This window comes from Rheinheimera nanhaiensis E407-8 (assembly GCF_000296695.1).
GTDB lineage: Bacteria > Pseudomonadota > Gammaproteobacteria > Enterobacterales > Alteromonadaceae > Alishewanella > Alishewanella nanhaiensis.
Map to the genome: position 1 here is coordinate 172865 of NZ_BAFK01000006.1, position 23507 is coordinate 196371.

The window sequence follows — 23507 nt, forward strand, 5'->3', positions numbered from 1 at the left end:
CTGTCTCCCTAGTGGCTGTGGCCATGGCTATGTAAGTGACGGCCGATGTGCCACCAGTCGCCCTGATCTTCACAGTGCCACTCAGGTTCATCTTGCTTATAAGCGTCTTTATCACCGGCTTTGGCCTCATCGCCCGCCCCCAGCACTTTTTGCACCAGCGCGGAGCGCTCCGCGTCCAGTTGCTGCTGTAAGGCTTTGTCGGTATTGATATCAAAGTACTTAGTGCCGCCAATCCAGGTTTGCTGTGCCTGGCTGTACACCGATAACGGATGACCACTCCACAGCACAAAGTCAGCCTGCTTGCCGGCTTTGATTGAGCCGGTCACGCCATCAATTTTTAGCTGCATTGCCGGATTAATGGTGACCATTTTCAGCGCGTCATGCTCGCTCATACCGCAGTACATTACGGATTTCGCCGCTTCCTGATTTAACCGGCGCTGTAAACCGGCATCGTCAGAGTTAATGCTGACATTAACACCCTGCGCTGCCATTAAACAGGCATTGGTGGGGATAGCGTCCTGCACTTCAATTTTAAAACCCCACCAATCGGCGAAGGTAGAAGCACTGGCGCCATGCGCAGCCATTTCTTTAGCGGTTTTATAGCCTTCGAGAATATGGGTAAAGGTGGTGATGCTAAAGCCCATTTCCTCGGCCAGCTCAATCAGCATCAGAATTTCAGACGCCACATACGAGTGGGTATGAATAAAACGCTGCTTGTCCAGAATTTCGACCAGTGCCTGTAAGCGGTAATCAATGCGCGGTGGTGCCACCTGCTCACGCTGGCGTTTCGACAACTTGTTGTAATCGGCCAGCCGGGCTTTGTACTCTTTGGCGGCCTGGAAGGCATCACGAATGGTGGTTTCGACACCAATACGGGTTTGTGGATAACGCTCGGTAAAGGCATCACCCCAGTTTGCCTGCTTGACGTTTTCACCCAGGGCAAATTTGATGCTTGGCGGTGCTGCCGGCATTTTTAAGCCTTCAGCAGTCTCACCCCAGCGGAACTGAATCACCTGCGCCTGACCACCAATAGGGTTGGCACTGCCATGCAGCAACTGCGCGGTAGTGGTACCACCGGTGAGGCCACGGTAAATGTTAATATCCTCAGGGTTTATCACATCCCCAATACGCACTTCTGAGGTGACCGCATCGGTGCCTTCATTGACACCCGCCTCAATGGCAACGTGCGAATGCTCGTCAATCAGGCCGGGGGTTAAATGCATACCCGTTGCGTCGAATACCTCAAAGCCACGCGGGGTGCTGAGGTTTTTGCCAATCTTGTCAAACTTGCCGTTACGCACGATAACATCGGTATTGTCCAGCACGCCGTCGGCTTCGGCGGTCCAGACCGTAGCATTTTTAATATGCACATTCTGCATTTTCGCCCGTTCTGGCAAGCCATAGGCACGGTTTGGAAAGCTGAGCTTAGAGATAAAGGCGGCAGGTTTGTCGCCGTTAGCCGTTGTCTTAGCTGTTTTACTGTCATCGCTTAGCGGCTGCCGCTGCGCCATTACCGCAAAACTGGCGGTGCCAAGCTGCCATTTACCGCTGAGCTGGTTGTTAAGCAGCTGGCCGCTAAACTGCGCCACCTGCTCGGTGCCGGTTAGCCCGGCCAGCTTCAGGCTGAACTGCAGTTGTTGCTGCTGGCTGTGCACATGTTCCAGCTTGACACTTTTTTCAGGCTCAGCGCCCATCAGCACTGCAGTACCCGCCAACTTATCGGCCGGGCCGGTTAAGCTGATTTTTACCGCTTTACCCTCCAGCGTCAGCTGGTAGTCGCCGGCAAATTCAACCGGTGCTATGGCTTTAATCTCATGCTGCTGGCCGCGCACCCAGGTGGCGACAATTTCGCCATCGGCAAATAAGTCACCGCTGGCCAGTACCAGATCGGCCTGATAACCCGGCGCTATTTTACCCAGCTTATCTGACACGCCGGCAATAGCGGCCGGCACTGTGGTTAATGCAGCCAGTGCATTGTCTGGCGATAAACCGTGTTTTACCGCTTTACGCAGGTTAGGCCAAAAATCTTTTTTCTCTTTTAACTTATAAGTGGTCAGTGCAAAAGGCACGCCGGCACTGGCTAACGCAGCGGCATTGGCGGGTGCCCGCTCCCAATGGCGCAAGTCGGCCAGGTTAACATCCAGCTGATCGGCCAGCTGCTCTACCGCCGGCGCCGCCGGGAAATTCAGCGGTAAAATCAGCTTACGCTGCATCGCTTTTACCGCATCCAGCTGCACATACTCATAGCCAGAGCCCACCAGGGCAGCGTTTTGCAGCTTAAATTCATTCAGCAGCAAATGCGCCCGTAGCAAAGAGCGGTCATCCGAGGTTTCAAAAATAGCCCCTTGCTGTGCCAGCTGGCTGAGGCTGTCCAGCGCGGCGTTATATTCAATGGGCTCATTAAAATAGCGCACATCGGTTTTACCATAGGCCTGGTTATACCAATTGGCATCACTTAAGGTTTGGCGGATAAGCGCTATGCTGCCCATTAACGATGAGGGGTAGCTTTGCTTTGAGGTGCCTTTGCTAAAAGCGATAAATTGCGGCCCCTGCGCTTTTAAAATAAGCTCATTAGGTAACCCCTCACCCAGTGAGCTGACAAAGGCCTGGCCACGGAAAATGCCGTCCAGCCGCGCCGATTGCGCAGCGGTAAAACCCAGTTTTCTCAGCTCCTCTGCGGCCTTAGCGTCGGGCTTAAACTCATTTACCCAGTTAAGTTCAGCATGAATAGCCGCATTACTGGCATTACCGCCTTTGCGGTCATTTTTATACACAGGGGCATCGCGGTAACTGCCGGGTTTAGCCGGCTTGGCTGCTTCTATGCCGTATTGGGTATAAGGGTCAATAAAGCCGGGGTACAAGGTATAGCGGCTGGCGTCAATTTGTTGATAACCGGCCGGCACCGACACTTTGCTGCCAACGGCACTGATGCGGCCATCGGCAATCAGCACGGTAGCATTTTGCAGCTTTTTACCGGGCTCGGTGTAAACAGTGGCACCGGTTAGGGCGATAAGGTTAGGCGTTTTATCGATAATGCCTTGCAGCGGTGAAGTCTGATCGGCCTGGCTACCAGCGGTAAAAACCGTGAGCAGCGCTGAGCTTAGCAGCGACAGACGGGCTTTGGTCATAACATGTTCCTGAATTAGCGGTTAACTGTTAACAACGTAGTTCAGCCGGCTTAGCTCCTGCTCTGCCAATGGCATGCTGAAGTAGTAACCCTGAACCTGGTAGCAAGCATTTTTTCTTAAAAACTCAACTTGTTCTGCCGTTTCCACCCCTTCGGCCACCACGCGCAGGTTCATTTTCTGCGCCATGGCGATAATCGCCGCGACGATGTCCATGTCGTTACGATCATCCGGGATATCTTTGACGAACGAGCGGTCTATTTTTAGCTCGTCTACCGGAAAACGCTTTAAATAACTAAGCGATGAATAGCCTGTACCAAAGTCGTCAATAGATAAAGACACACCCAGACGTTTTAACTGATTTAACTGGTTAATAGCCGCATCGGTGTCACCCATTAACATACTTTCGGTGATCTCAAAAATTAAACTGGACGGTTTAGCGCCGGTACGTTGCAAAATGCGCTCAACAATTTCCGGCAGGTTATCGTCATTAAACTGACGCACTGACAGGTTGATCGACAAGCTGACATCAAAGCCCCGGCTATGCTGACGGGTGAGAAAACGACAGGCTTCCCAGATTATCCACTCACCAATTTGCACAATAAGGCCGGTGCTTTCCGCCACACCAATAAACCGCAAGGGCGGCACTAGGGTGTTATCCGGTCTTAGCCAGCGCAGCAGAGTTTCGTAGCCGACAATACTGTTGTCACGGATATCAATTTTTGGCTGATAGTACAGTAAAAACTGGTGCTCGCGGATCGCTTCGCGCAGCTGGTTTTCGATAAGTAAGCGCTCTTTGGCGGCTTCGTTTAAATCGTGGCTGAAGAAATGAAAGGTGTTTTTACCGCGCGCTTTCGCCTCGTACATGGCCAAATCGGCATGTTTTAGCAGCAACTCTTCCTCTGCGGCATCCTCAGGCGCCACGGTAATACCGATACTGGCGCTGATCGACACCTCATGTTGCCCCAGCTTCACCGGCGCGGCAAACGCCTGTTGCAGGTTAGTGGCAATGGCTGACGCCTGGCCGCGATCTTTAATGCCGCTTAAAATCACGGCAAACTCATCACCGCCTAAGCGGGCGATGGTATCTTCTTCACGTAGCCGGCTGATAAGACGCTTGGCCACCTCTTTTAACAGCTCGTCGCCGGCATCGTGGCCTAGCGTGTCATTAATGCGTTTAAACTCATCGAGGTCAAAATACAATAGGGCAAAGTTGTAATAGCCACGGTGCGACATGGCAATGGCTTTACGCAACTGATCGCGGAAGTAACTGCGGTTAGCCAGGCCGGTCAGCACATCGTAATAGGCCAGCTGCTCCATTTTTTTCTGGCTGGCTTTAATAAAGGAAATATCCTGCATCGCGCAGACATAATTACTGATATCGCCCTTTTCGTCCCGAATTGGCGCTATCGCCAGCGACACCCAAAGCTGCTTGTGCTGATATTGCAGCAACATATCGCCACGCCAGTGCTGGCGCTCGCCCAAGGTTTGCATAATTTCTTCGCCGACATGGTGCATCTCTTCGGCAAATAACCGGTGTAATGGTTGTGCCTGCAGCTGTTCAGTGTCACAACCGAGCATTTCGGTTAAAAACGGGTTGATATACTCGACATTCAGCCGCTGGTCGGTCAGCACTATGCCAGAGCTGGAGAAGGATACCGCTTTACTTAGCTTGCGGGCTGAGCGCTCAGCCAGCTCTTTTTCTTCTATGCGGGCATTAAGGCCGTTAACCAACTCGGCAATTTCGGCCGACATACTGCCAAACGCCTGATTTAACAAACCTATTTCATCAGGCGTATGGTCCAGTTTTATCTGCTGTAAATCACCGCGTGACAGCCGGTTTATCGCCGCTGATAATCGGTTTAACCGCTTTAACATAAACTGATAGACCACAAATTGCAGCAGCAGCGCCACCAACAGGGCCACGATTAAAAAGGTAATTAATAATTTAAGCCGAAACTGTGTTAATGAGGCCAGCACCGCGGTTTTTTCCGTGTAAACGGCCAGATGCCAGGCTAAACGTTCAACCGGCGCGCTATAAATAAGGTGCTCAGGCAGTAACGCTGCGGCTTCAGCCGGGCTTACCGTGGGCTTTGCCACTGCAGTGGCATACTGCTGCAGCGCCGCATTCTGAATATTCACCCCCGCAAAGGGGCTATTCATCGCCGGTTCGTTGTCACTTTGGCTGGTCGGCAGGCCGATAATCTGGCCCTGGCTGTCAAACAACATGGCTTTTTGCTGCAGCTCGCCCGCTGGCAAGCTGGTTAAAATATCGCCCAGTACATAATCAACGCCGGTAACGCCAATAAACTCATCCTGGATATACAGCGGAATGATCAGGCTGGTCATCCATTTTTTCCAGATATCGTCATAGTACACCGGTGTCCAGCGCGGCTGGCGGGTTGGGTTTTGCTCAGGGGTGGCGATCTGATAAAACAGATCCTGCTGAAAATCGTGCCCGGTTTCTACCTGCAGCGCCCAATCGGCCGGCGAAATGCGGATAAACTGCTCTTTGCTGATAAAGTAAAAATTGAAAAAGTCATGCAGCATCAGGGGAGACAATTGCTGCCATAAGCCGGCCGTTACGTCAAACAAGGCTGCTGTGCGGCCGTTGTAACTATTGGCGGCAATAAAGGCGCCGGAATAATCATCCCAGGAACGCACGCTGCCATCGGCTGCCTCCGTTAAGCGAAGCGGCGCAGACAGACGGGTCTGAGCCAACTTGCGCATCACTACCTGGTTGGCCGCCAGCGCTTTTTGCTCTTTTTGCACTAAATCGTTATTTAGTTGGGTCGCTAGGCGCTTGGCGCGTTGTTCTATCTGTTGTTGCTGTTGCTGCAAGGCAATATCCTGTTGCAACAACATCACCACATAACCAATGGCAAAACCGGCCAGTACTATAGCGGTGAACACCACCAGAGCAAATTTAAAGCCCAGTGAGTCTGTTCCGCTTGGTTTAGTAAAATTGACGTCCTTCACTTATACGGCCTGATCCTGTAAAACACTTGATTATTGGCAGAATATTGCGTTCTGCTAAGTTATTGCCAAATCATTATTGCATGTAAATTCAGCAAAAGAGAATGAAACCATGAAAAAACCCTTAGCCGCAATACTGTTATTCACCCTCTGTTCATCTGCCGTGATGGCAAAAAGTGCTTTTACTGACGCTGCTGATAGTGTGCAGTATCGCCAATCGGCCTTTCAACTGATCCGCCACAACATGGTTGATATTGGCGACATGGTAAAAGGCGAGGTGAATTATGACGCTGCCAGAGTGGCAAAACGGGCAACCGCACTGGCAACCCTGACTACGCTGCCCTGGGAAGCCTTTACTGTACCAGGTGCCGAGCAAGGCGGCGGTGATGCTAAAGCGGCGATCTGGCAAAACCTGCAAGACTTTACCAGTCGGGGGGAAAAACTGGCAGCTGATGCCCAGCTATTAAAAACCGCAGCTGACAGCGGCGATCAGGCCGAAATTCGTAAAGCCTTTGGCAGCTTTGCCCGTAACTGCAAAGCCTGCCACGACGATTACAAAAACTAACCCACTGATGGCGCTGCGTTACAGCAGCGCCATCAGCTTAGCGCCCTGCCAGAAGTACAAGCTTGTTAACAGCAGTGCCACCAGCAAAAAAAACCAACCTGCGTGTTTTAATCCGGGTGATACGTCACCGGCCTGACTGTCTTTGCCGCTTAGCATAACCCACAACACATTATGCCGCCGCAGGCTGTGCCATATTGCCGCCACTATGTGCACTGCAATCGCTGCCAGTAACACATTGATATTGATTTTGTGGATAGCCGAGGCAACATCTACCCAGGCGGATGGCAGCACACTGACCAGCGGGCCATCCGTTAAATAGCTGTTGTCAAAGGTTGCCAGGCCGGTAATAAGCTGCAGTAACACTAAGGCGATAAGCAGCATAATCATATAAAACGACGCCGGATTATGCCCTGTTACCGGGTAAGGCCGGCGCAGGTAACGCAGCGCCTGAAGCGGTGTGGCGGCAAAGCGGCTAAAGCGGGCGGTGTCGCTGCCAACAAAGCCCCAGACAATACGCGCCACTATCAGTGCCAACAAGGTGTAGGCTAACAGCTGATGCTGCGCCATTAGTCCCTCTTCACCGGTGTACCACAGGCCGGCTATCAGCAACAGCTGGCTCCAGTGGAAAAACCGCACAGCAAAGTCCCATACTTTAACTGGTTGTGACATTAGGCAAAGTCTCCGTTATGCTAAGTTTTTGATTTTATACTACAGAGTACGAAAGATGAATTGGTGGAAATGGCTGCTCAGCCTGATAGCGCTGATGTTGACCGCAGCAACTGCAGTGATATTTACCCTGCTGTATTTAAGTTTACCGCAGTACGAGGGCGAACAACGCTCTGGTATTGCTAACGCTGCCCGCTTAGAGCGCGATGCGCTGGGGTATCTGAGCATTCATGCCGCCAATCGCAATGATGCAGCCTTTGCGCTGGGCTTTGCCCATGGCCAGGAGCGTTTTTTTCAGATGGATTTATTACGCCGCAGTGCCGCCGGTGAGCTGTCAGCGCTATTTGGCGCGCGCGCCGTGACCAGCGATAAAACTCTGCGTCAGCACCGCTTTCGTCAGCGTGCACAAAGCGCCCTGGCACAGTTAACGGCAGCAGAAAACCAGCTACTGAGTGAGTACAGCCGCGGTGTTAACCATGGCCTGGCAGCACTAAAAGTACGGCCGTTTGAATATCTGCTGCTAAGGCAGCAACCCGAGCGCTGGCAAAATGCAGACTCGTTTTTAGTCATCTACGCCATGTATCTGGATTTACAGGGCAAATTGGGCCGTGATGACTATGCAATGACAGTACTAAAACAAAGCATTCCCACTGACTGGTACCGTTTTTTACAGCAAGAGTCTGATATCTGGCAGGCAGCACTGGACCATAGCCTAACGGCGCCAGTCAGTCTGCCTGACAGCCCCTATCCGGCATTACTGCGCCAGCAGCTTAGTAGTTGTATTCATTGCCAGGTAAAAGATGCCACCGACATTGGCAGCAATAACTTTGCCGTGGCCGGCAGTCTGACAGCACATGGCGGCGCTATTCTGGCCGATGATATGCACTTAAGCAGCCGGGTACCCGGTATCTGGTATAAGGCCCAGTTAAACTGGCGCGATGGCGATAACATTCGTACCGTTACCGGGCTAACGCTGCCCGGCGCGCCGGCCGTGGTGGTGGGTTCCAACGGCAAACTGGCCTGGGGTTTTACCAACAGCACCGCCGACTGGCATGACTTAGTTGCGCTTAAGTTATCTGACGATGGTAAGCGTTACTTAACAGCGGATGGCTGGCAAAACCTGCAATATTATTATGAAACCATCAAAGTGGCCGGTGGTGCTGACCAGACCGTTGAACTGGCCGAAACCCAGTGGGGGCCGCTGGTACGCTTTGGCGACAGCCCGGCCTATGCCCTAAGCTGGGTGGGTTATGATAGCCAGGCGGTAAACTTTAACCTGCTGGCCTTAGAGCAGGCGACCACCACAGAGCAAGCGCTGGCACTGGCCCCCAGCTTTGGTATACCCTCGCAAAACCTGTTGGCCGCCGACAGCAAGGGAGCCATTGGCTGGCGCCTGACTAACCGCATTCCCAAGCGGCAACTGGATGATTTTGATACCGCGCAGGACTGGAGCGATGGCCGTCAGGGCTGGTTTGGCCTGATTGACGAAGCCCAGCAACTGAGTGTCAGTGAGACCGACCGTTTATGGACCGCCAACGCACGTATGATTGGCGGTGAGTTTTACCAGCTTATTGGCAGCGGCGGCTACGATTTAGGCGCCCGTGGCTGGCAAATTGAGCAAGGCCTGAACGCCCTGGTTCAGGCCGACGAGCAGGCACTGCACGCGATACAACTGGATAACCGCGCGCTGATGCTAGAGCGCTGGCGCGAACTGTTATTAACCGTACTCACCAATGAAGTAGTGTCAGCGCAGCAGCTACAAGCTTATCGCCAGCATATCGTCGCCAGCAGCCAACGTGCAGCGGCGGACGATGTCGGCTACAGCCTGGTACGCGCATTTCGCCTTAAGCTACTGGAACTGCAGTTTGCGCCGTTGTCAGCCTATCTGGAGCAACATGGCGCCAAGAGCCAGGACTTAAAATACTCTTTGGAAACGCCACTTTGGGCCATGCTGCAGCAGCGCCGTACCGACACCCTGCCCGACGCCTATGCCAGTTGGGATGCCCTGCTACTTGACGCAGTACTGCACAGCAAAACACAACTGGAACAGCAATACGGCAGCCTGAACGACAGCCACTGGGGCAATATTAACAGGGCGCGTATATCCCACCCGCTGGCCAGCGCTGTCCCTGTGCTGGGAGACTGGCTGAATATGCCGGCAACCCCACTGAAGGGCGACAGCCATATGCCGCGGGTACAGCGGCCCGGTTTTGGCCAGTCACAGCGGATGGTAGTGGCACCGGGGCAAGAGCAACTGGGCATATTAACTATACCGGCAGGGCAGTCGGGGCATCCGTTATCGCCGTTTTACCGCAGCGATCACCAGTACTGGTTAAACGAAGTGGCGCTACCGTTTTTACCCGGTGAGAAAAAATATCAACTGCTGCTGACACCGCAGGGTTGACTTTAGCCATCCAGACGGACTATGTTAGCAGCCATGAAAACCGTATATATCGCGCTCAGCTTTTTTCGCTTTACCACCTTTAACGGGAGGCGGTAAGCTGCGCGCGCAGTAAAACCTGAAAACCTCCCACGCCGGGAGGTTTTTTTTTGCTTATTTTACCTATACAAAGAGAATGAACATGGAACTGGATGAAATACGCCACGCGATCAGCGATACCGATCAGCAACTGTTAAGCTTGCTGGCCAAACGTCGCCAACTGGCACTGGCGGTCGCCGATGCCAAACTGGCACAAAATAAACCGATCCGCGATCAAAAACGCGAGCAGGAGCTACTGGTATCTTTGATCAACCAGGGCAAGCCGCTGGGACTGGATGCACAGTATGTCACCCGGCTGTACCATGTGATTATTGAAGACTCGGTATTGCAGCAGCAGGCAAAAATTCAGGGCCAGCTTAACGGCACCCACGCGCCGGCAGTACGGGTGGCCTTTTTGGGCGGCCAGGGCTCATACAGTTACTGGGCAACACAAAAGTATTTTACCCGCCGCGCCGAGCGCATTATCGAGCAAGGCTGTGACAGCTTTAACGAGATTGTGCAGGCCGTTGAAACCGGCCATGCCGACTATGCACTGCTGCCGATAGAAAACACCTCATCGGGCAGTATTAACGAGGTATACGATTTACTGCAGCACACCCGTTTGTCTATCGTCGGCGAGCTGACCCACCCTATTGCCCATTGCCTGCTCGGTTTGCCGGGCACTGATTTAAGCAAAATTCGCCAGGTGTGTGCCCACCCGCAGGTAATAGCCCAGTGCAGTCAGTACCTGCAGGGCTTATCGCAGGTGAAAATAGAATACTGCGACAGCTCATCTGATGCCTTTAACCGCATAAAACAGCAGCAAGACCCAACCATCGTTGCTATAGGTGGCGAGGAAGGCGGCCAGTTGTATGGCCTTGAAGTCCTCACCCGCGACTTAGCCAACCAGAAAGACAATGTCAGCCGCTTTATCGTGGTAGCACGCAAACCCGTTAGCGTGGCCAAAGCCATACCGGCGAAAACCACCTTTATTATGTACACCGGTCAGCAACCGGGTGCCCTGGTAGATGCGCTGTTGGTGCTAAAACAACATGGTATCAGTATGGGCAAACTGGAATCCCGTCCCATTAACGGCAACCCCTGGGAAGAGATGTTCTACGTGGACGTGTTTGCCAATATTAACGACTACGCCATGACCCGCGCGCTGGAAGAGCTTAATAAAATTACTAAGTTTATTAAGGTATTAGGCTGCTACCCCAGTGAAGATATTGAGCCAACGCAGGTAGTGACTAACTAAACCGGGTAGCGCAGCGACAGGTTCTGCGCACCCCATTTTTACGCTTGATATAACTCCAGCGGCAGTCCGTCTGGGTCTTGAAAGAAGGTAAAGGCTTTGCCGGTGTATTCATCGACGCGGATAGGTTCTACCGCTACGCCGTTTGCGGTTAAGTAATCGGCAAATTCTGCAACGTTATCTACCACAAAGGCCAGATGCCGCAGGCCCTGCGCTTCTGGCCGGCTCGGCCTGGGGGGTGGGCCCGGAAAGCTGAATAACTCGATTTGATTACCATTAGGCAGGGCTAAGTCCAGCTTCCAGGAGTCGCGTGCAGCGCGGTAGTTTTCCGCCAGGATCTCAAGCCCCAACAGCTCAGTATAAAAACGTTTAGAGCGGGCGTAGTCGCTGCAGATTATCGCCACATGATGAATAGCATTAAGGGTTGGACGTGTCATAAAAAAGGCCTGATAAGCGTCAGGCCTTTAGTGTATCAGAGTAGCTTTTTCAGCTCAGCTTTAAGTTTGTCATCATTGGTTGAGGCCAATAACGGCTGGGTAATAGCCTTAGCTTTAGCGGTTTGGTCTGACAGTAAATACAGCTGAGCTAAGCGAAATTTGGCCCAATCAAGGCGATCGGCCTCGGGTTCATGCTGCAAATAGTGCTGCATGGCGGCAATACCTTCGCTAATAGCGGTTTTACCCAGTACCGCGCAGCGGGCCAGCTGATAATGGCTTTCAGCTATTGAGGCTTTAGCATCATCATCCACAGCGGCTTGTTGTATTGCCTGCTGCAGCAATGCAATCGCAGCGGGATAATGTTCCTGCGCAGTTAGCTGCATAGCGCGCTGAAAATAGGCTTCTGGGCGCTGCTGCAGCGGCTTAGCTTCAGCCAAAAATTGCACAAAAGCCGCATCGTCACTGAACTCAGTCAACCGCAGCTGTAGCAACCAGCCTTGCACTTCGTCCAACTGCTTAAGCTGCTGCGCCAGTGCTAATGCCTGCGCTTTATCACCGCCGGCAATACCGGGTGCCTGGGCTAAAAAGCTGCCTAAGGCGATATAACTGCGCGGATTCGCCGGCGCCAGCTTCAGTGCAGTTTGATAGGCTTTTTTACAGCGTTTAGCATAGCCCAGCGCACTAAACATACTGGCACTGGCTGCCAGGTTACAGCTGGCCGTAGCATACCAGTGCTGATAGTCGGCGTTATTGGCGTCATACTTAACCGCCTTTGCCAACAATTCCTCAGCCCGTTCCATCTGCTGCAGGCCCGCTTCAGTGCGCCCCAGTAACGCCAGTAATTGAGCATCTTTGCTTTGCTTTGTAACCAAAGGCGCCAGTAAAGCTTTAGCTGCAGCATAATCATTAGCCTGCCAAAACGCCTCAATCTGGCTGGCAAGCCCGGCGTTGTTCGCCTGTACTGCACTGCTTAACAGTAACAGACCAGAAAAAAGTGTACGCCATAGTGTATCGCCCCGCATAGTGCTGCTCCGTGTTGCACTGCCAAAATTGACAATGGCCACACTATAATGCGGCACTGAGCGCCCGACTATAGGCCATAAGTAACAAAATATGCGCTAAGCCTTACAGCTCGATAACATCACCTTTTTGCGGAATTTGCGCCTGTATGCCCAGTTCAGCCAGTTCGTGTTGCAGAGCTTGTTGCGCTTCTATCTCACCATGCACCAGATAAAACTGCGGCTGGCCAGCTATCGCCTGCGCCCAATCCAGCAATTCGCTTTGGCCGGCATGGGCGGAAAAACCACCTATGGTATGCACCTTGGCCTTTACCACTATGTCCTGGCCAAACAGCTTTACCCGCCGCTCACCGTCCACTAAGCGGCGGCCCAAAGTGCCGTATGCCTGAAAGCCGACAAAAATAAGGTGGTTAGAGCTTTTCCATAAGTTGTGCTTTAAATGGTGCACTATACGGCCACCGTTACACATGCCGCTGCCGGCAATAATAATAGCGCCACCGCTGACACGGTTAATCGCCATCGAATCTTCCACCTTTTCCGTGACACGCAGCATCGGTAGTAAATCTTGCAGCTGCATGCCTTTTTTAAAGTTAATCGCTGCCAAGTCCTGTTGGTTCAGGCAATGCAGATAATCGTTGTAAATATTGGTAATGCTAATTGCCATTGGGCTGTCGAGGAAAATCATCCGCTGTTTTAACCGGCCCTGGTGATACAGCAGTGCCAGGTAGTACAGTATTTCCTGCGAGCGCCCCAGCGCAAAAGCCGGAATAAACACATTGCCGCCGTCTTTATTGGCTTGCTCTAAGGCGTGGGCTAATTCTTCCAGCGAGTTATCAAGGCTCTGATGGTTACGGTTACCGTAGGTAGATTCCATCAGTACGATATCAGCCTGGCCAATATCGGTGGGGTCGTGCATCAGCACTGTGGCCGGGTTACCTAAGTCACCGGAAAACACCAGCTTGCGCATCGCCTTGTGGCCTTTTAGCCACAACTGCACTATGGCCGAGCCCAGAATATGGCCGGCATCGGCAAACTCCAGCTCCAGGCCGGGCAGCGGTGTCTGGCGTTTTTTATAAGCCAAGGTTTCGCATAGTTGCACTACCCGCTCGGCGTCATGCAGCGACAGCACTGGCTCTTGCAGTTTTTTGCCGGCGCGGGCCGCTTTTTTGTTCTGCCATTCTAAATCTTTTAAGTACAGCAACACCGAATCTTTTAACAGCACCGGCAACAGCTCTGCAGTGCCCGGCGTGCAGATAATTTTGCCGTCAAAACCGCGCGCCACCAAAAGTGGCAGCAGGCCGCTGTGGTCAATGTGAGCATGCGATAAAATCACCAGATCAATGTCTTTGGGTTTAAAGGCAAAACGAAACTTGTGCCATTCCCTTACCTGATCGGCGCCCTGCACCATACCGCAATCCAGTAAAATTTGTTTGCCGTTTAGCCTAATCAGATAGCAGGAGCCCGTCACTTGCCGGGCGGCACCGATAAACTCAAGCGTTGCGGACAAAGGCATAATAAGCGTCCTTCTACAAGTATTTGCTGATGTTATACAGGATTTGGTAACGTTAAAGATTAGCCTATATCAAACAAGATGTTAGTTTTAACACTTTTGTTTTAAGCTTAAGCAGCACCCGGCTCAATGCAACAAGGTACCCTTATGACACCCGATCCGCATCAATTGCATGAACGTCATCTGGCATCGGCTCAGCAATCTGCTGAGGCCATAAATCAGTTACAACAGCACAGCTCATACCGGCTGGCCTTTACCGATCAGGATTTTCTGCTGCAGGACGAGCTGCGCCATGTCCGGCTGCAACTGGAATACCTAAAACCGCAACTGGTTATGGAGCAGCACAACATAGACGCCACTATAGTGGTATTTGGCAGTGCCCGCTTTTTATCACCCGAGCATGCACAAACTGAGCTGACAAAAGCACAACAGCACATTGCAAAGAAAGACAGCCCAGCCAGCCGGCAGGCCCTGAAACAGGCAGAAAAGCAGGTGCGCAATAGCCAATACTATGCGGCATCTCAGCAATTTGCGGCGCTGGCAACCCGCTACAGCTGCTGCCATCAAGACTGCGCCATGACCATTATCAGCGGTGGTGGTCCGGGCATTATGGAAGCGGCGAACCGCGGCGCCATGGACGCCGGCGGTCAGAGTATTGGCCTTAATATAGTGCTACCGCGCGAGCAGCAGCCCAACCCTTACATTACGCCGCAGTTTTGTTTTCAGTTTCACTATTTTGCCATTCGCAAAATGCATTTTTTACAACGCGCCCGCGCTTTAGTCGCCTTTCCCGGTGGCTTTGGTACCTTAGATGAGCTGTTTGAAACCCTCACCCTGATTCAAACTAAGAAATCCGAGCGGGTACCGGTGATTTTATATGACAAGGCGTTTTGGCAGCGCTTAATTAACTTTGACATGCTGGTAGAGGAAGGCTTAATTGGCACCGACGATGTGGCGTTAATTCAGTACGCAGATACCCCCGAGCAAGCCTGGCAGCTGATACTGGACTTCTATCAACTACCGGCTTAACTTCGGCTATCAGCGGCTTTTTGCAGCAACTGCTTACTTTCCTGCAAAAATTGCCCGGCCAGCTCACCAAAAAATTGCTGGCCTTTGCCAAACTGCGCCATTAAACCGGCTTTGTCCTGCTGTTTCAGCAGTTGCAGCAGGGCTGTAAAACGCTGCTGATAACGCTCCAGCAAAGCGGTAACCTCACAGGACGACAACATAATATCAGCATATAATTCGGCGTTTTGCGCAAATAAGCGTCCCACCATCGCCAGCTCCAACCGGTAAATCGGCGAGCTTAGCTGCAGCAGCTCGCTTAAGTCGGCGTTTTCATCCGCTAGATGCACGCCGTACACTAAGGAGGAAAAGTGCCGCATGGCCTGGATCAGTTGCATAGCGCTGTCATGCTCAGCCGCTTGTTTCACGGCTAGCTCTGCCCCCCAGACATTCAGCTGTTTTAACAGCCACTGGTATTGGCTTTCATCGCGGCCATGGCAGACCACCACAACTTGTTTTACCAGGTTGGTAATATCGGGGCCAAACATTGGGTGCAGCCCCACTACCGGACCCTTATGCCGGGCTAACATCGCCGCCAGCGGCTGGGCTTTAATACTGGTAATATCAGCCAGCACACAGTCGGCCGGTAAAGGCGGTAACTGGTTAATTAACTGGCTGGTAAGCGTAATAGGCACCGCCAGCAGCACCAGTGCAGCATCAGCACAAATCTGTTCCGCCTGCGGCCAGTCTTGTTTCTCCAACACCTGAACGTTAAAACCAGAGCGGCGAAACAGACTAACAAAACGCGCACCTAAGGCACCGTCGCCGCCGACTACCACCACTTTACCGCCGCCGTCGCGACAGCAGACAAAGCCACTCTCCTGCGTCTGATACGACTCACGCATAATGCGCCTGAGCACATCTTCGGCTAAATCTGCCGACACACCCAATTGCTCAGCTTGTTGGCGCCGCGCGGTTAACAGTGCCTGCTCGCGCTCAGGTACATACACCGGCAGCGCATACTGCTGCTTTATTTTCCCCACCTGAGCCGTGACTTGAGCCCGCTTGGCAAGTAAAGCCACCAACTGGCTGTCAAGACTGTCTATCTGCTCACGCAGCGGTGCCAACGCCTGTTTAGCTGAATCGCTCATCTTAAGCAGCCGCCACCACAGGTTGCATTTGCTGGTGGATCTCTGCCAGTAGCTTGGCGGTGGTATCCCAGTCGATACAGGCATCGGTTACCGAGACACCGTATTTCTCTGCTTTGCCGTTAATTAAATCCTGCCGGCCGGCATGTAAGTGGCTTTCCAGCATAATACCAATAATGGCTTCGTTACCGGCCAGCCGCTGCGCCACGACATTCAGTGCCACTTCCCCCTGACGGTTATGATCTTTATTCGAGTTACCATGGCTGCAATCGACTACGATGCCGCGCGGTAGCTGCAGTTTGTCCAGCTTTGCCAATGCCTCGCTAATACTCTGTGCATCGTAATTGGGCTTAGCACCACCACGCAAAATAATATGGCCATCGGGGTTGCCGGCGGTTTGCACTAAACTCACCTCACCGCGTTGATTAATGCCAATAAAGCTGTGGCCGCTGGCCGCCGATTGCAGCGCATTCAGGGCGATATTTAAATTGCCGTCAGTACCGTTTTTAAAACCGACCGGCATCGATAAGCCACTGGCCATTTCACGATGCGTTTGCGACTCTACCGTACGGGCGCCGATGGCAGACCAGCTGATTAAATCAGATAAATATTGCGGGCTTATCGGATCCAGTGCTTCAGTGGCAGTAGGCAGCGCCATATCGACCATTTTTAGCAGCAACTCGCGGCCCCAGGTTAAACCGGTTTCTAAATCGAATGAATCGTCCAGATGCGGGTCGTTAATAAAGCCCTTCCAGCCCACAGTAGTACGCGGTTTTTCAAAGTAGACCCGCATGACAATGTATAAGCTGTCGGCATACTGTAGCTGCAATTGTTTTAATTTTTGCGCGTACTCAATGGCTGCAACCGGATCATGAATTGAACAGGGCCCGGTAACCACCAGTAAGCGCTTATCACGACCGTGTACGATATCAGCAATAGTATTGCGGGCCTGCTGCACAAAGTGCGCGCCCTGCTCTGATAACGGCAGCACCTTTTTCATCACTGCCGGTGGGCTTAGCGGCTTCTCCGCTACTATGCGTAAATCGTCAACTATCTTGCTCATGCTAAAACTCCGCTATCGGCTGTTGCAGGCATTAAGCATAGGTAAAAACACTAAACTTGCTAAGTGCGCCCTTACGTAAACTTATTTACACACTGCGTAATTTATTAAATACAATTTGCGCATAATAAAGATCACAGCAACAGGCGTCAACCCACTTAAAGCCAATAAAATCAAGATATGCGGATAAAATTCAGCCAAGCAACAAAGGTACACTTTTATTTACAATGGAAAGCGTCAAAACTGTTGTAATAACTGCTGATACGCCTGGCGCAGGGCAATAAATTGCCCGGCGTTGCCACCGCGATCCGGATGATGCTGTAATGCCAGCGTACGGTAAGCTTTTTTTAACTGCCCCAAGGTAAAACCCGGTTCAAGCTGCAATAAGGTTATGGCATCGGCGGCAGAGATCTCAGCCAAGCGGCCCCTGCCCCTGGCAAAGTATTGCCAGAAAGCGTCCAGTTGCTGCTCTAGCAGCTGCTCTGACATCAGATAAAAGTTTGGCCAGTGCTGATAGTATTGGCGCCGGCTGGCATCATCTGCGTGCTCTGCTGCATCAGAGCACGCCACTAAGCGCACCCTGGCCAGCTCAATACATAAGTAGCCCTGCCCAAGCGCCAGCAGCTGTGCTTGTACCCGGTATAGCAAATGATACAGCACAAAATGCTGCTGAAAGCGCGCCAGCTCTTCGGACAGTTCAGCCTCAGACTGTAATTTCAGCCCCAGGCGGCTTAGCAGGTACTGCTCTTTAATCGGCTCAGCGCCCGCCACAGGAGCGCTACAGATAATAGTCAGTAACTGGCCCTGCAGCAGACGCAGTACCGGCTCGGTCAGAGGGGCGTGTTGTATGATCATGGCATTACCATGCCAGAAAGAAAAAAGGCCGACAAGTGTCGGCCTTTCAAGGGGTGCTTAGTTAAGCTTTTCGCGGATACGCGCTGATTTACCTGAACGATCGCGTAAGTAGTAAAGCTTAGCACGGCGAACCGCACCACGACGTTTAACGGTGATGCTGTCTACCAGCGGGCTGTGCGTCTGGAATACACGCTCAACACCTTCGCCATTAGAGATTTTACGTACAGTGAATGCAGAATGCAGACCACGGTTACGTTTGGCGATAACTACGCCTTCAAAAGCCTGCAGACGTGTTTTATCGCCTTCAGTTACTTTTACCTGAACAATTACAGTGTCGCCCGGCGCGAAGGCTGGAACGTCTTTTTTTAACTGCTCTTCTTCAAGCATTTTGATGATGTTTTGGCTAACTTTGCTCATAACAATCTCACTTTACCTGGAATTAACTGTCTTCTTGCTGCCCCGTCCGGCACTCTTGCTGGTGTTCTTGTTGAAACTCAGCCAGTAACCGTCGTTGCTCCTCAGTCAGAGCCAGGAGATTTAACATATCCGGTCGTCTAAGCCAGGTTCTCCCAAGAGACTGCTTTAAACGCCAGCGTCGTATATTTTCATGGTTTCCACTCAGTAATACTGCGGGAACCTGTTTGTCTGATAACACTTCCGGCCTTGTGTAGTGCGGACAATCCAGCAAACCGGATGCAAAAGAATCCTGCTCTGCCGACTGTTCATGCCCCAGTACACCTGGTACTAAGCGTGACACTGCATCAATCAATGTCATCGCGGGCAATTCACCGCCACTTAACACGTAATCGCCAACTGACCACTCAGAATCAATTTCGCTTTCTATTACGCGCTCATCAATGCCTTCATACCGGCCAGCTACTAACAGCAGCTTAGAATAGCGCGCCAGTTCGGCTACACCCTGTTGGTCTAACTTGCGGCCTTGCGGCGACAAGTACACCGTGTGTACCCCTTCTCCTGCAGCATGCTTGGCGGCGCGTATTGCGTCACTTAGCGGCTGCACCATCATCAGCATACCTGGGCCACCACCATAAGGCCGGTCATCGACAGTGCGGTGTTTGTCCGTTGTGAAATCACGCGGGTTCCAACATTGCAACTGCATAATGCCCTGCTTAACAGCACGGCCGGTTACCCCATATTGCGTTATTGCTTCAAACATTTGCGGGAACAGTGTTACTACGCCTACCCACAATTTACTGTTTTCAGGCATTAAAACGCCGGGTCCCAGTCTACGATAATGCGACGCTCGGTTAAGTCGATGTTTTTAATCACTGTATCCATTAAAAACGGCAACAACCTTTCTTTCTGACCAAATGCATCGGTACGGTTGGCTTTAACCACTAAAACGTCGTTAGAGCCGGTTTCCATCATGTCAGTGACTTCACCTAAGTGGTAGCCTGCTTCGTTTATTACGGCCATACCCATCAGGTCTTTCCAGTAATATTCGCCCTCTTCTAACGAAGGTAGCGCGTCGCTTGCTACGGCAATTTCAGCATTAACATACTGCTGTGCCAAATCCCGGTCATTGATGCCGTCCAGTTTCGCTATCAGGCCATTACTATGGCGCTTCCAGCTGGAAACCTGCACTGGTTGCCAGTTACCCTGAAATTTTACCTGCCAGGGTGTGTAATCAAAAATCCCTTCCGGGAAGTCGGTGTAAGCATTTACTTTCAGCCAGCCATTGATGCCGTAAACTGCACCAAATTTGCCAAGAACGACTAAATCTTTCTCACTCAAGCTGACTACTCCACCAACCTGTTGCTAATTAAGCAGCTGCTTTCTTAGCGTTTTTTACCAGAGTTGCAACGCGCTCACTTAATGAAGCACCTTGTGCTACCCAGTGATTAACGCGGTCCAGGTCCAGACGCAGTTTCTCTTCAGTACCGCTGGCGATTGGGTTAAAGAAACCCACGCGCTCAATAAAACGGCCATCACGAGCAAAACGGCTGTCCGCTACCACAACTTGGTAAAATGGACGCTTTTTTGCGCCACCACGTTGTAAACGAATAGTTACCATAAGGCCCTCTAATTTTATCGTTCAGGTTTTATCAAAAATAACAAAGCCCCCAGTCAGACTGAAGGGCTGCAGCATTTTACTGATTTACCGGCCAAATGCAAGGTATTTCGCGGCTTGGCCAGCGATAACACTAACTACGATTAGCCCCGACTACAGGCGTTTTGCTGACGAAACCCCAGCTGCTGCAACACTACAGCAGCCTGGTTGCTGTGTTGCTTCGGTACAAACACCAGATCGCGGCTGAAGGTAGAGGTCAGTAGAATATCCAGGCCAGCCTTGGTCATCGCCGTCGAAATAGCGGTTAAAAAGCCAACGCAATAGAACGGATTGGCACAGTTAATGACAAACAAACACCACTGTTCTTTGTTACGCGCGATTATGTCCAGATCATCCAGCAGGGCTTCTGTAGTAATTACGGTAGTTTCCTTTTCGTCATGACATAGTAGGCGATGCAGATGCGGTGTACCAACCCGCAGGGCCTGCACTACATAAAAGTAATCGGCTTCAAGATAAAAGTCACTTTGCCTAATCACCTGTTGGGTACTTTGGGGTATCATCTTCCTTCCTTGGTTTAGTATGCTGGCGTAATAAAGCGCAGGCGAGCCTGCGCTGACATTAAAACAGCAGGTTTACTTCGTCCAGATGGCACCAAAGCGATGCGCATTCAGGCCATCAGTGCCAGCGACTACATCTACGCTATACCCCTGGGCGCCAAACATATCAAAGTTAGTTTGATACTGCGCCGAGGTTTGGCCATGCCGTGCTTGCCAGGTTTTTAACGGCAGCTGAGCAAAGATCGCACTGTAGTTCACCACGCCCTGATGCACATAAGCGTTCAGGTAAATAGGACGACGGCCGGCAGCTTGTTCGCTGATCACTTTGTCCTGATAAGCTGCCGCTGTCATTTGTGAGCTCAGGGTCCAGCTACCTACAGGTTGCTTATGATACAACGTGGTGTAGCGCCGCTCGCCGCCGCTAGACACGACCGAAACACTGACCGGCCGCATGCCCAAATCTTTGGCCTGCTCCATGACTTGCAGGTGCTGGGCATAGCTAAGGTTATGCCGCGCCAGCGTTGCCAGAGCCTTTTTCTCAAAAATCACATTATAGCGCGGCCCACTGCCGGTAATATGCGAATCGACATGCACCGCGACAAAACCATCAGCTGTGGCCTGATTAAACACCTGCTGATAGGCTGCTGCGCTTTGGCCGTGATAAGCCCGCCAGGCCAGATTAGCGGGTTGCCACACCATATTGTAAAATACGCTGCCACTGACGTTGTAACCGTCCAGCCAGCTGGCTTTAAAGCCAGAGTCTGCCAGATGTTGAAACAAGCTTTGGTAAGCGGCGGCCTTTACGCCATGGCGGGCATAGCTGCTGGTGAGCGTACGCGGAGCCCAGATCAATTGCGGACCGGCAGGAATACTGCTACCGGCAAACCTTACCCAAGGGCCGCCGTACGGCTTGGTGTTGTCTGGCTCTGTGGCAATACCGCGACTAAACGTTATAGGCTGGCCGACACCACCGGCGTTTTGCAGATGCACATGTAAATGGGGGCCGGTGGAACTGCCACTATTACCCACCCGGCCCAAATACTGGCCTTTGCTAATCAATGCCTGCTGCGCCGCATCTACCCCAACATAAATAAACTCACTGGAACTGCCTTTGGGTGCAGGGAACAAAGCAGCATTGTGAGGGCACAGGTTTTGTCCAATAGTGCCCGGGACCATATGAGCATATAACATCCGGCTGCCGTCATCATGCTCAACCCAAAGCATATTACCGCCGCCGGGGATTAATCCGGCTTTAAAGTCGGCATGCAGCCAGGGCCGGCTAAGATCGGAATCACCGGCTATTTTGGGTCTGGGGTTTTCTGGTGCATTGCGCCAGCAACCCACTACCCGCCCCGCGCGCATCGCATATACAGGTTTGTTATAAATGGTGTGTTTGTTATTAGCCGGCGCAGCATCATACGCCGCCAGCGTGGTGTTCACGGCTGTCCAGCGGGAATTGTCAAAATCATAACGACGGCCACTGAAGTCATAGCCATATTGCTGCGACGTGGTAACAGCGTGATCACGGGTGTAAATTTTTTCGTTATCCGTAAAGTTTTGCCCTTTAAACGGCATATCGTACTGAACCGCTGCCACGGGTAAAACCAAGCCGATAGCCGTTAGGGTTGTTGCAAATGCGAGCAGTTTCATCTGAGCCTCCTGGTTGCTGTCTGTCCACTCACAACCAGTTTAATTTCACATAAATCACAAAACTGCTAACAAATTACTCATTTTAATTAACGTCGCAGCACCTCTGCCTGCCATAGCTGCTGCAACAGATGCTGCTGTGCTAACTGTTGATGGCGGCGCAAGGTGCTAAACGCCATATAGTGTTGCTCTGCCAGAGATAGCTGATCACATTTATCCAGATAACGCTCTGATAATATCTGCCCCCACAACCGGGTAGCAGTTTGTTGCTGCATCTGGCTGATGGCGGTTGTCAGTATTTGTTTTAACGCCTGTTGCTGCAATTCGGCTGCCGTGTCGCGTAGCAGCGCCAGCTGTGTCAGCGGCAAGGCTTGCCAGCGCTTATCAACATAAAAATGCTTTAACGCCTGTAGCACGGTGGCAAAGAACGCTGGCTGTTCAAGCCAGTCGGTTGCCACGAAAGATGACCGCGGTGTCTTTGCGGTTAACCGGGTAAAATAATGCTGCCTTGATGCTAAACGCCGCTTTGCCATCAGGTTGGCCAAGCGTGGGCCAAGCAAAGCAGCCAGGCCTTCTGTCAGCTGCAGATGAGCCTGGCCAAAAAAACCGTGCCGGCTGTGCTCAGCGTCCAGTACACCCAGTACTTCGCCCTGATAGACGATGGGCACACTCAGCTCTGCCGGGCGCGAGGCATCGTCACAGATGTAGTCAGGGATTGAGGCAGTGTCCGCTATACATAAAGTTTTACCCTGCTTAGCAGCTTGCCCGACCACGCCTTCTCCGAGCGCAAGACTGAGCGGCGACAACACCCCCATGCCCGGCGCAAATTTGGCGCCTGCTGCAGCCACCTGCTGAAAATGATTGACTGTATTGTGCAGATACAACACCTGATCAGGTAAGTGCAATGCTTGCGCCAGCAACTCACAGCTGCGCTGACATAGCGTAATTAACTCATCAATGGGATCAATTGACTGGTGAATATGCAGTAACTGGCTCAGTGCGGTGTGCATACAAAACCCTCCATGGTTTTACACCATGCCAACATACCCCTAACACTGCATGTCAACCAGAGCAAAAAGCCGCAGCTGATGTGAGATATTGCTGACAAAAACGCCCGGTATAAAACCGCAATACTGTTCACTTAAGCGGTGACGCTTTGTGGTTAACCGGA

Annotated in this window: 20 protein-coding genes; 4 read left to right on the forward strand and 16 right to left on the reverse strand. The window is 51.9% G+C overall.

Features of this window, described 5'->3' with window-relative positions; translation table 11 throughout:
* Positions 1-8: 8 nt before the first annotated feature.
* Complete coding sequence (locus RNAN_RS07085) at positions 9-3128, reverse strand: amidohydrolase family protein (RefSeq protein WP_008220234.1); 3120 nt, start codon at positions 3126-3128, stop codon at positions 9-11.
* A gap of 21 nt (positions 3129-3149) precedes the next feature.
* Positions 3150-6104: a bifunctional diguanylate cyclase/phosphodiesterase gene (locus RNAN_RS07090; RefSeq protein ID WP_008220236.1), complete on the reverse strand. Its 2955-nt coding sequence runs from the start codon at positions 6102-6104 to the stop codon at positions 3150-3152.
* A 109-nt stretch (positions 6105-6213) separates the two neighbouring features.
* On the opposite strand from RNAN_RS07090, the gene RNAN_RS07095 reads away from it, so the two are divergent.
* Entirely contained in the window at positions 6214-6666 is a 453-nt protein-coding gene (locus RNAN_RS07095; protein ID WP_008220238.1) for a c-type cytochrome, read from the forward strand.
* 18 nt (positions 6667-6684) lie between these two features.
* On the opposite strand, the gene RNAN_RS07100 is transcribed toward RNAN_RS07095, so the two are convergent.
* Positions 6685-7335 carry a cytochrome b/b6 domain-containing protein gene (locus RNAN_RS07100; protein WP_008220240.1) on the reverse strand — a complete coding sequence of 217 codons (651 nt, stop codon included), beginning with the start codon at positions 7333-7335 and terminating at the stop codon, positions 6685-6687.
* Positions 7336-7390: 55 nt separating this feature from the next.
* Between RNAN_RS07100 and RNAN_RS07105 the strand changes: the two genes are divergently transcribed.
* Both RNAN_RS07105 and RNAN_RS07110 read left to right on the forward strand, forming a co-directional pair.
* Complete coding sequence (locus RNAN_RS07105) at positions 7391-9736, forward strand: penicillin acylase family protein (protein WP_008220243.1); 2346 nt, start codon at positions 7391-7393, stop codon at positions 9734-9736.
* Between the two features lie 178 nt (positions 9737-9914).
* The gene (locus RNAN_RS07110) at positions 9915-11069 is read left to right on the forward strand and encodes a chorismate mutase (RefSeq protein WP_008220244.1); all 1155 of its coding nucleotides are present in this window, start codon (positions 9915-9917) and stop codon (positions 11067-11069) included.
* A gap of 38 nt (positions 11070-11107) precedes the next feature.
* On the opposite strand, the gene gloA2 is transcribed toward RNAN_RS07110, so the two are convergent.
* The 3 genes from gloA2 to RNAN_RS07125 all read right to left on the reverse strand — a co-directional run bounded on the left by gloA2 (position 11108) and on the right by RNAN_RS07125 (position 14035).
* The gene (gloA2, locus tag RNAN_RS07115) at positions 11108-11503 is read right to left on the reverse strand and encodes an SMU1112c/YaeR family gloxylase I-like metalloprotein (protein WP_008220245.1); all 396 of its coding nucleotides are present in this window, start codon (positions 11501-11503) and stop codon (positions 11108-11110) included.
* Between the two features lie 35 nt (positions 11504-11538).
* A complete protein-coding gene (locus tag RNAN_RS07120) occupies positions 11539-12525 on the reverse strand; it encodes a tetratricopeptide repeat protein (RefSeq protein WP_008220248.1) in 987 nt (328 codons plus the stop codon).
* 103 nt (positions 12526-12628) lie between these two features.
* A complete protein-coding gene (locus tag RNAN_RS07125) occupies positions 12629-14035 on the reverse strand; it encodes an MBL fold metallo-hydrolase RNA specificity domain-containing protein (protein WP_008220249.1) in 1407 nt (468 codons plus the stop codon).
* Positions 14036-14179: 144 nt separating this feature from the next.
* Between RNAN_RS07125 and RNAN_RS07130 the strand changes: the two genes are divergently transcribed.
* Positions 14180-15061, forward strand: coding sequence for an LOG family protein (locus RNAN_RS07130; RefSeq protein ID WP_008220251.1), 882 nt, complete (start codon positions 14180-14182; stop codon positions 15059-15061).
* Here the strand turns inward: RNAN_RS07130 and tyrA are convergent.
* The 10 genes from tyrA to RNAN_RS07180 form a co-directional block, all read right to left on the reverse strand.
* On the reverse strand, positions 15058-16188 hold the full coding sequence (gene tyrA / locus RNAN_RS07135) for a bifunctional chorismate mutase/prephenate dehydrogenase (RefSeq protein ID WP_008220252.1): 1131 nt from the start codon (positions 16186-16188) through the stop codon (positions 15058-15060). The genes RNAN_RS07130 and tyrA overlap by 4 nt on opposite strands.
* A gap of 1 nt (position 16189) precedes the next feature.
* On the reverse strand, positions 16190-17248 hold the full coding sequence (locus tag RNAN_RS07140; protein ID WP_008220255.1) for a 3-deoxy-7-phosphoheptulonate synthase: 1059 nt from the start codon (positions 17246-17248) through the stop codon (positions 16190-16192).
* A gap of 234 nt (positions 17249-17482) precedes the next feature.
* On the reverse strand, positions 17483-18100 hold the full coding sequence (locus RNAN_RS07145) for a DNA-J related domain-containing protein (RefSeq protein ID WP_008220260.1): 618 nt from the start codon (positions 18098-18100) through the stop codon (positions 17483-17485).
* Between the two features lie 57 nt (positions 18101-18157).
* Entirely contained in the window at positions 18158-18517 is a 360-nt protein-coding gene (gene rplS, locus RNAN_RS07150; RefSeq protein ID WP_008220262.1) for a 50S ribosomal protein L19, read from the reverse strand.
* A 22-nt stretch (positions 18518-18539) separates the two neighbouring features.
* On the reverse strand, positions 18540-19328 hold the full coding sequence (gene trmD / locus RNAN_RS07155) for a tRNA (guanosine(37)-N1)-methyltransferase TrmD (RefSeq protein WP_008220264.1): 789 nt from the start codon (positions 19326-19328) through the stop codon (positions 18540-18542).
* Positions 19328-19855, reverse strand: coding sequence for a ribosome maturation factor RimM (gene rimM / locus RNAN_RS07160; RefSeq protein ID WP_008220266.1), 528 nt, complete (start codon positions 19853-19855; stop codon positions 19328-19330). Before rimM ends, trmD begins: the two co-directional genes overlap by 1 nt.
* A 28-nt stretch (positions 19856-19883) precedes the next feature.
* The gene (gene rpsP, locus RNAN_RS07165; RefSeq protein ID WP_008220268.1) at positions 19884-20135 is read right to left on the reverse strand and encodes a 30S ribosomal protein S16; all 252 of its coding nucleotides are present in this window, start codon (positions 20133-20135) and stop codon (positions 19884-19886) included.
* Between the two features lie 140 nt (positions 20136-20275).
* A complete protein-coding gene (locus RNAN_RS07170; RefSeq protein ID WP_008220269.1) occupies positions 20276-20692 on the reverse strand; it encodes an ACT domain-containing protein in 417 nt (138 codons plus the stop codon).
* Positions 20693-20764: 72 nt separating this feature from the next.
* Positions 20765-22339, reverse strand: a complete 1575-nt coding sequence (locus RNAN_RS07175; protein WP_008220271.1) for a M23 family metallopeptidase — start codon at positions 22337-22339, stop codon at positions 20765-20767.
* Positions 22340-22425: 86 nt separating this feature from the next.
* Entirely contained in the window at positions 22426-23346 is a 921-nt protein-coding gene (locus tag RNAN_RS07180; RefSeq protein ID WP_008220273.1) for a GAF domain-containing protein, read from the reverse strand.
* Between the last annotated feature and the right edge of the window lie 161 nt (positions 23347-23507).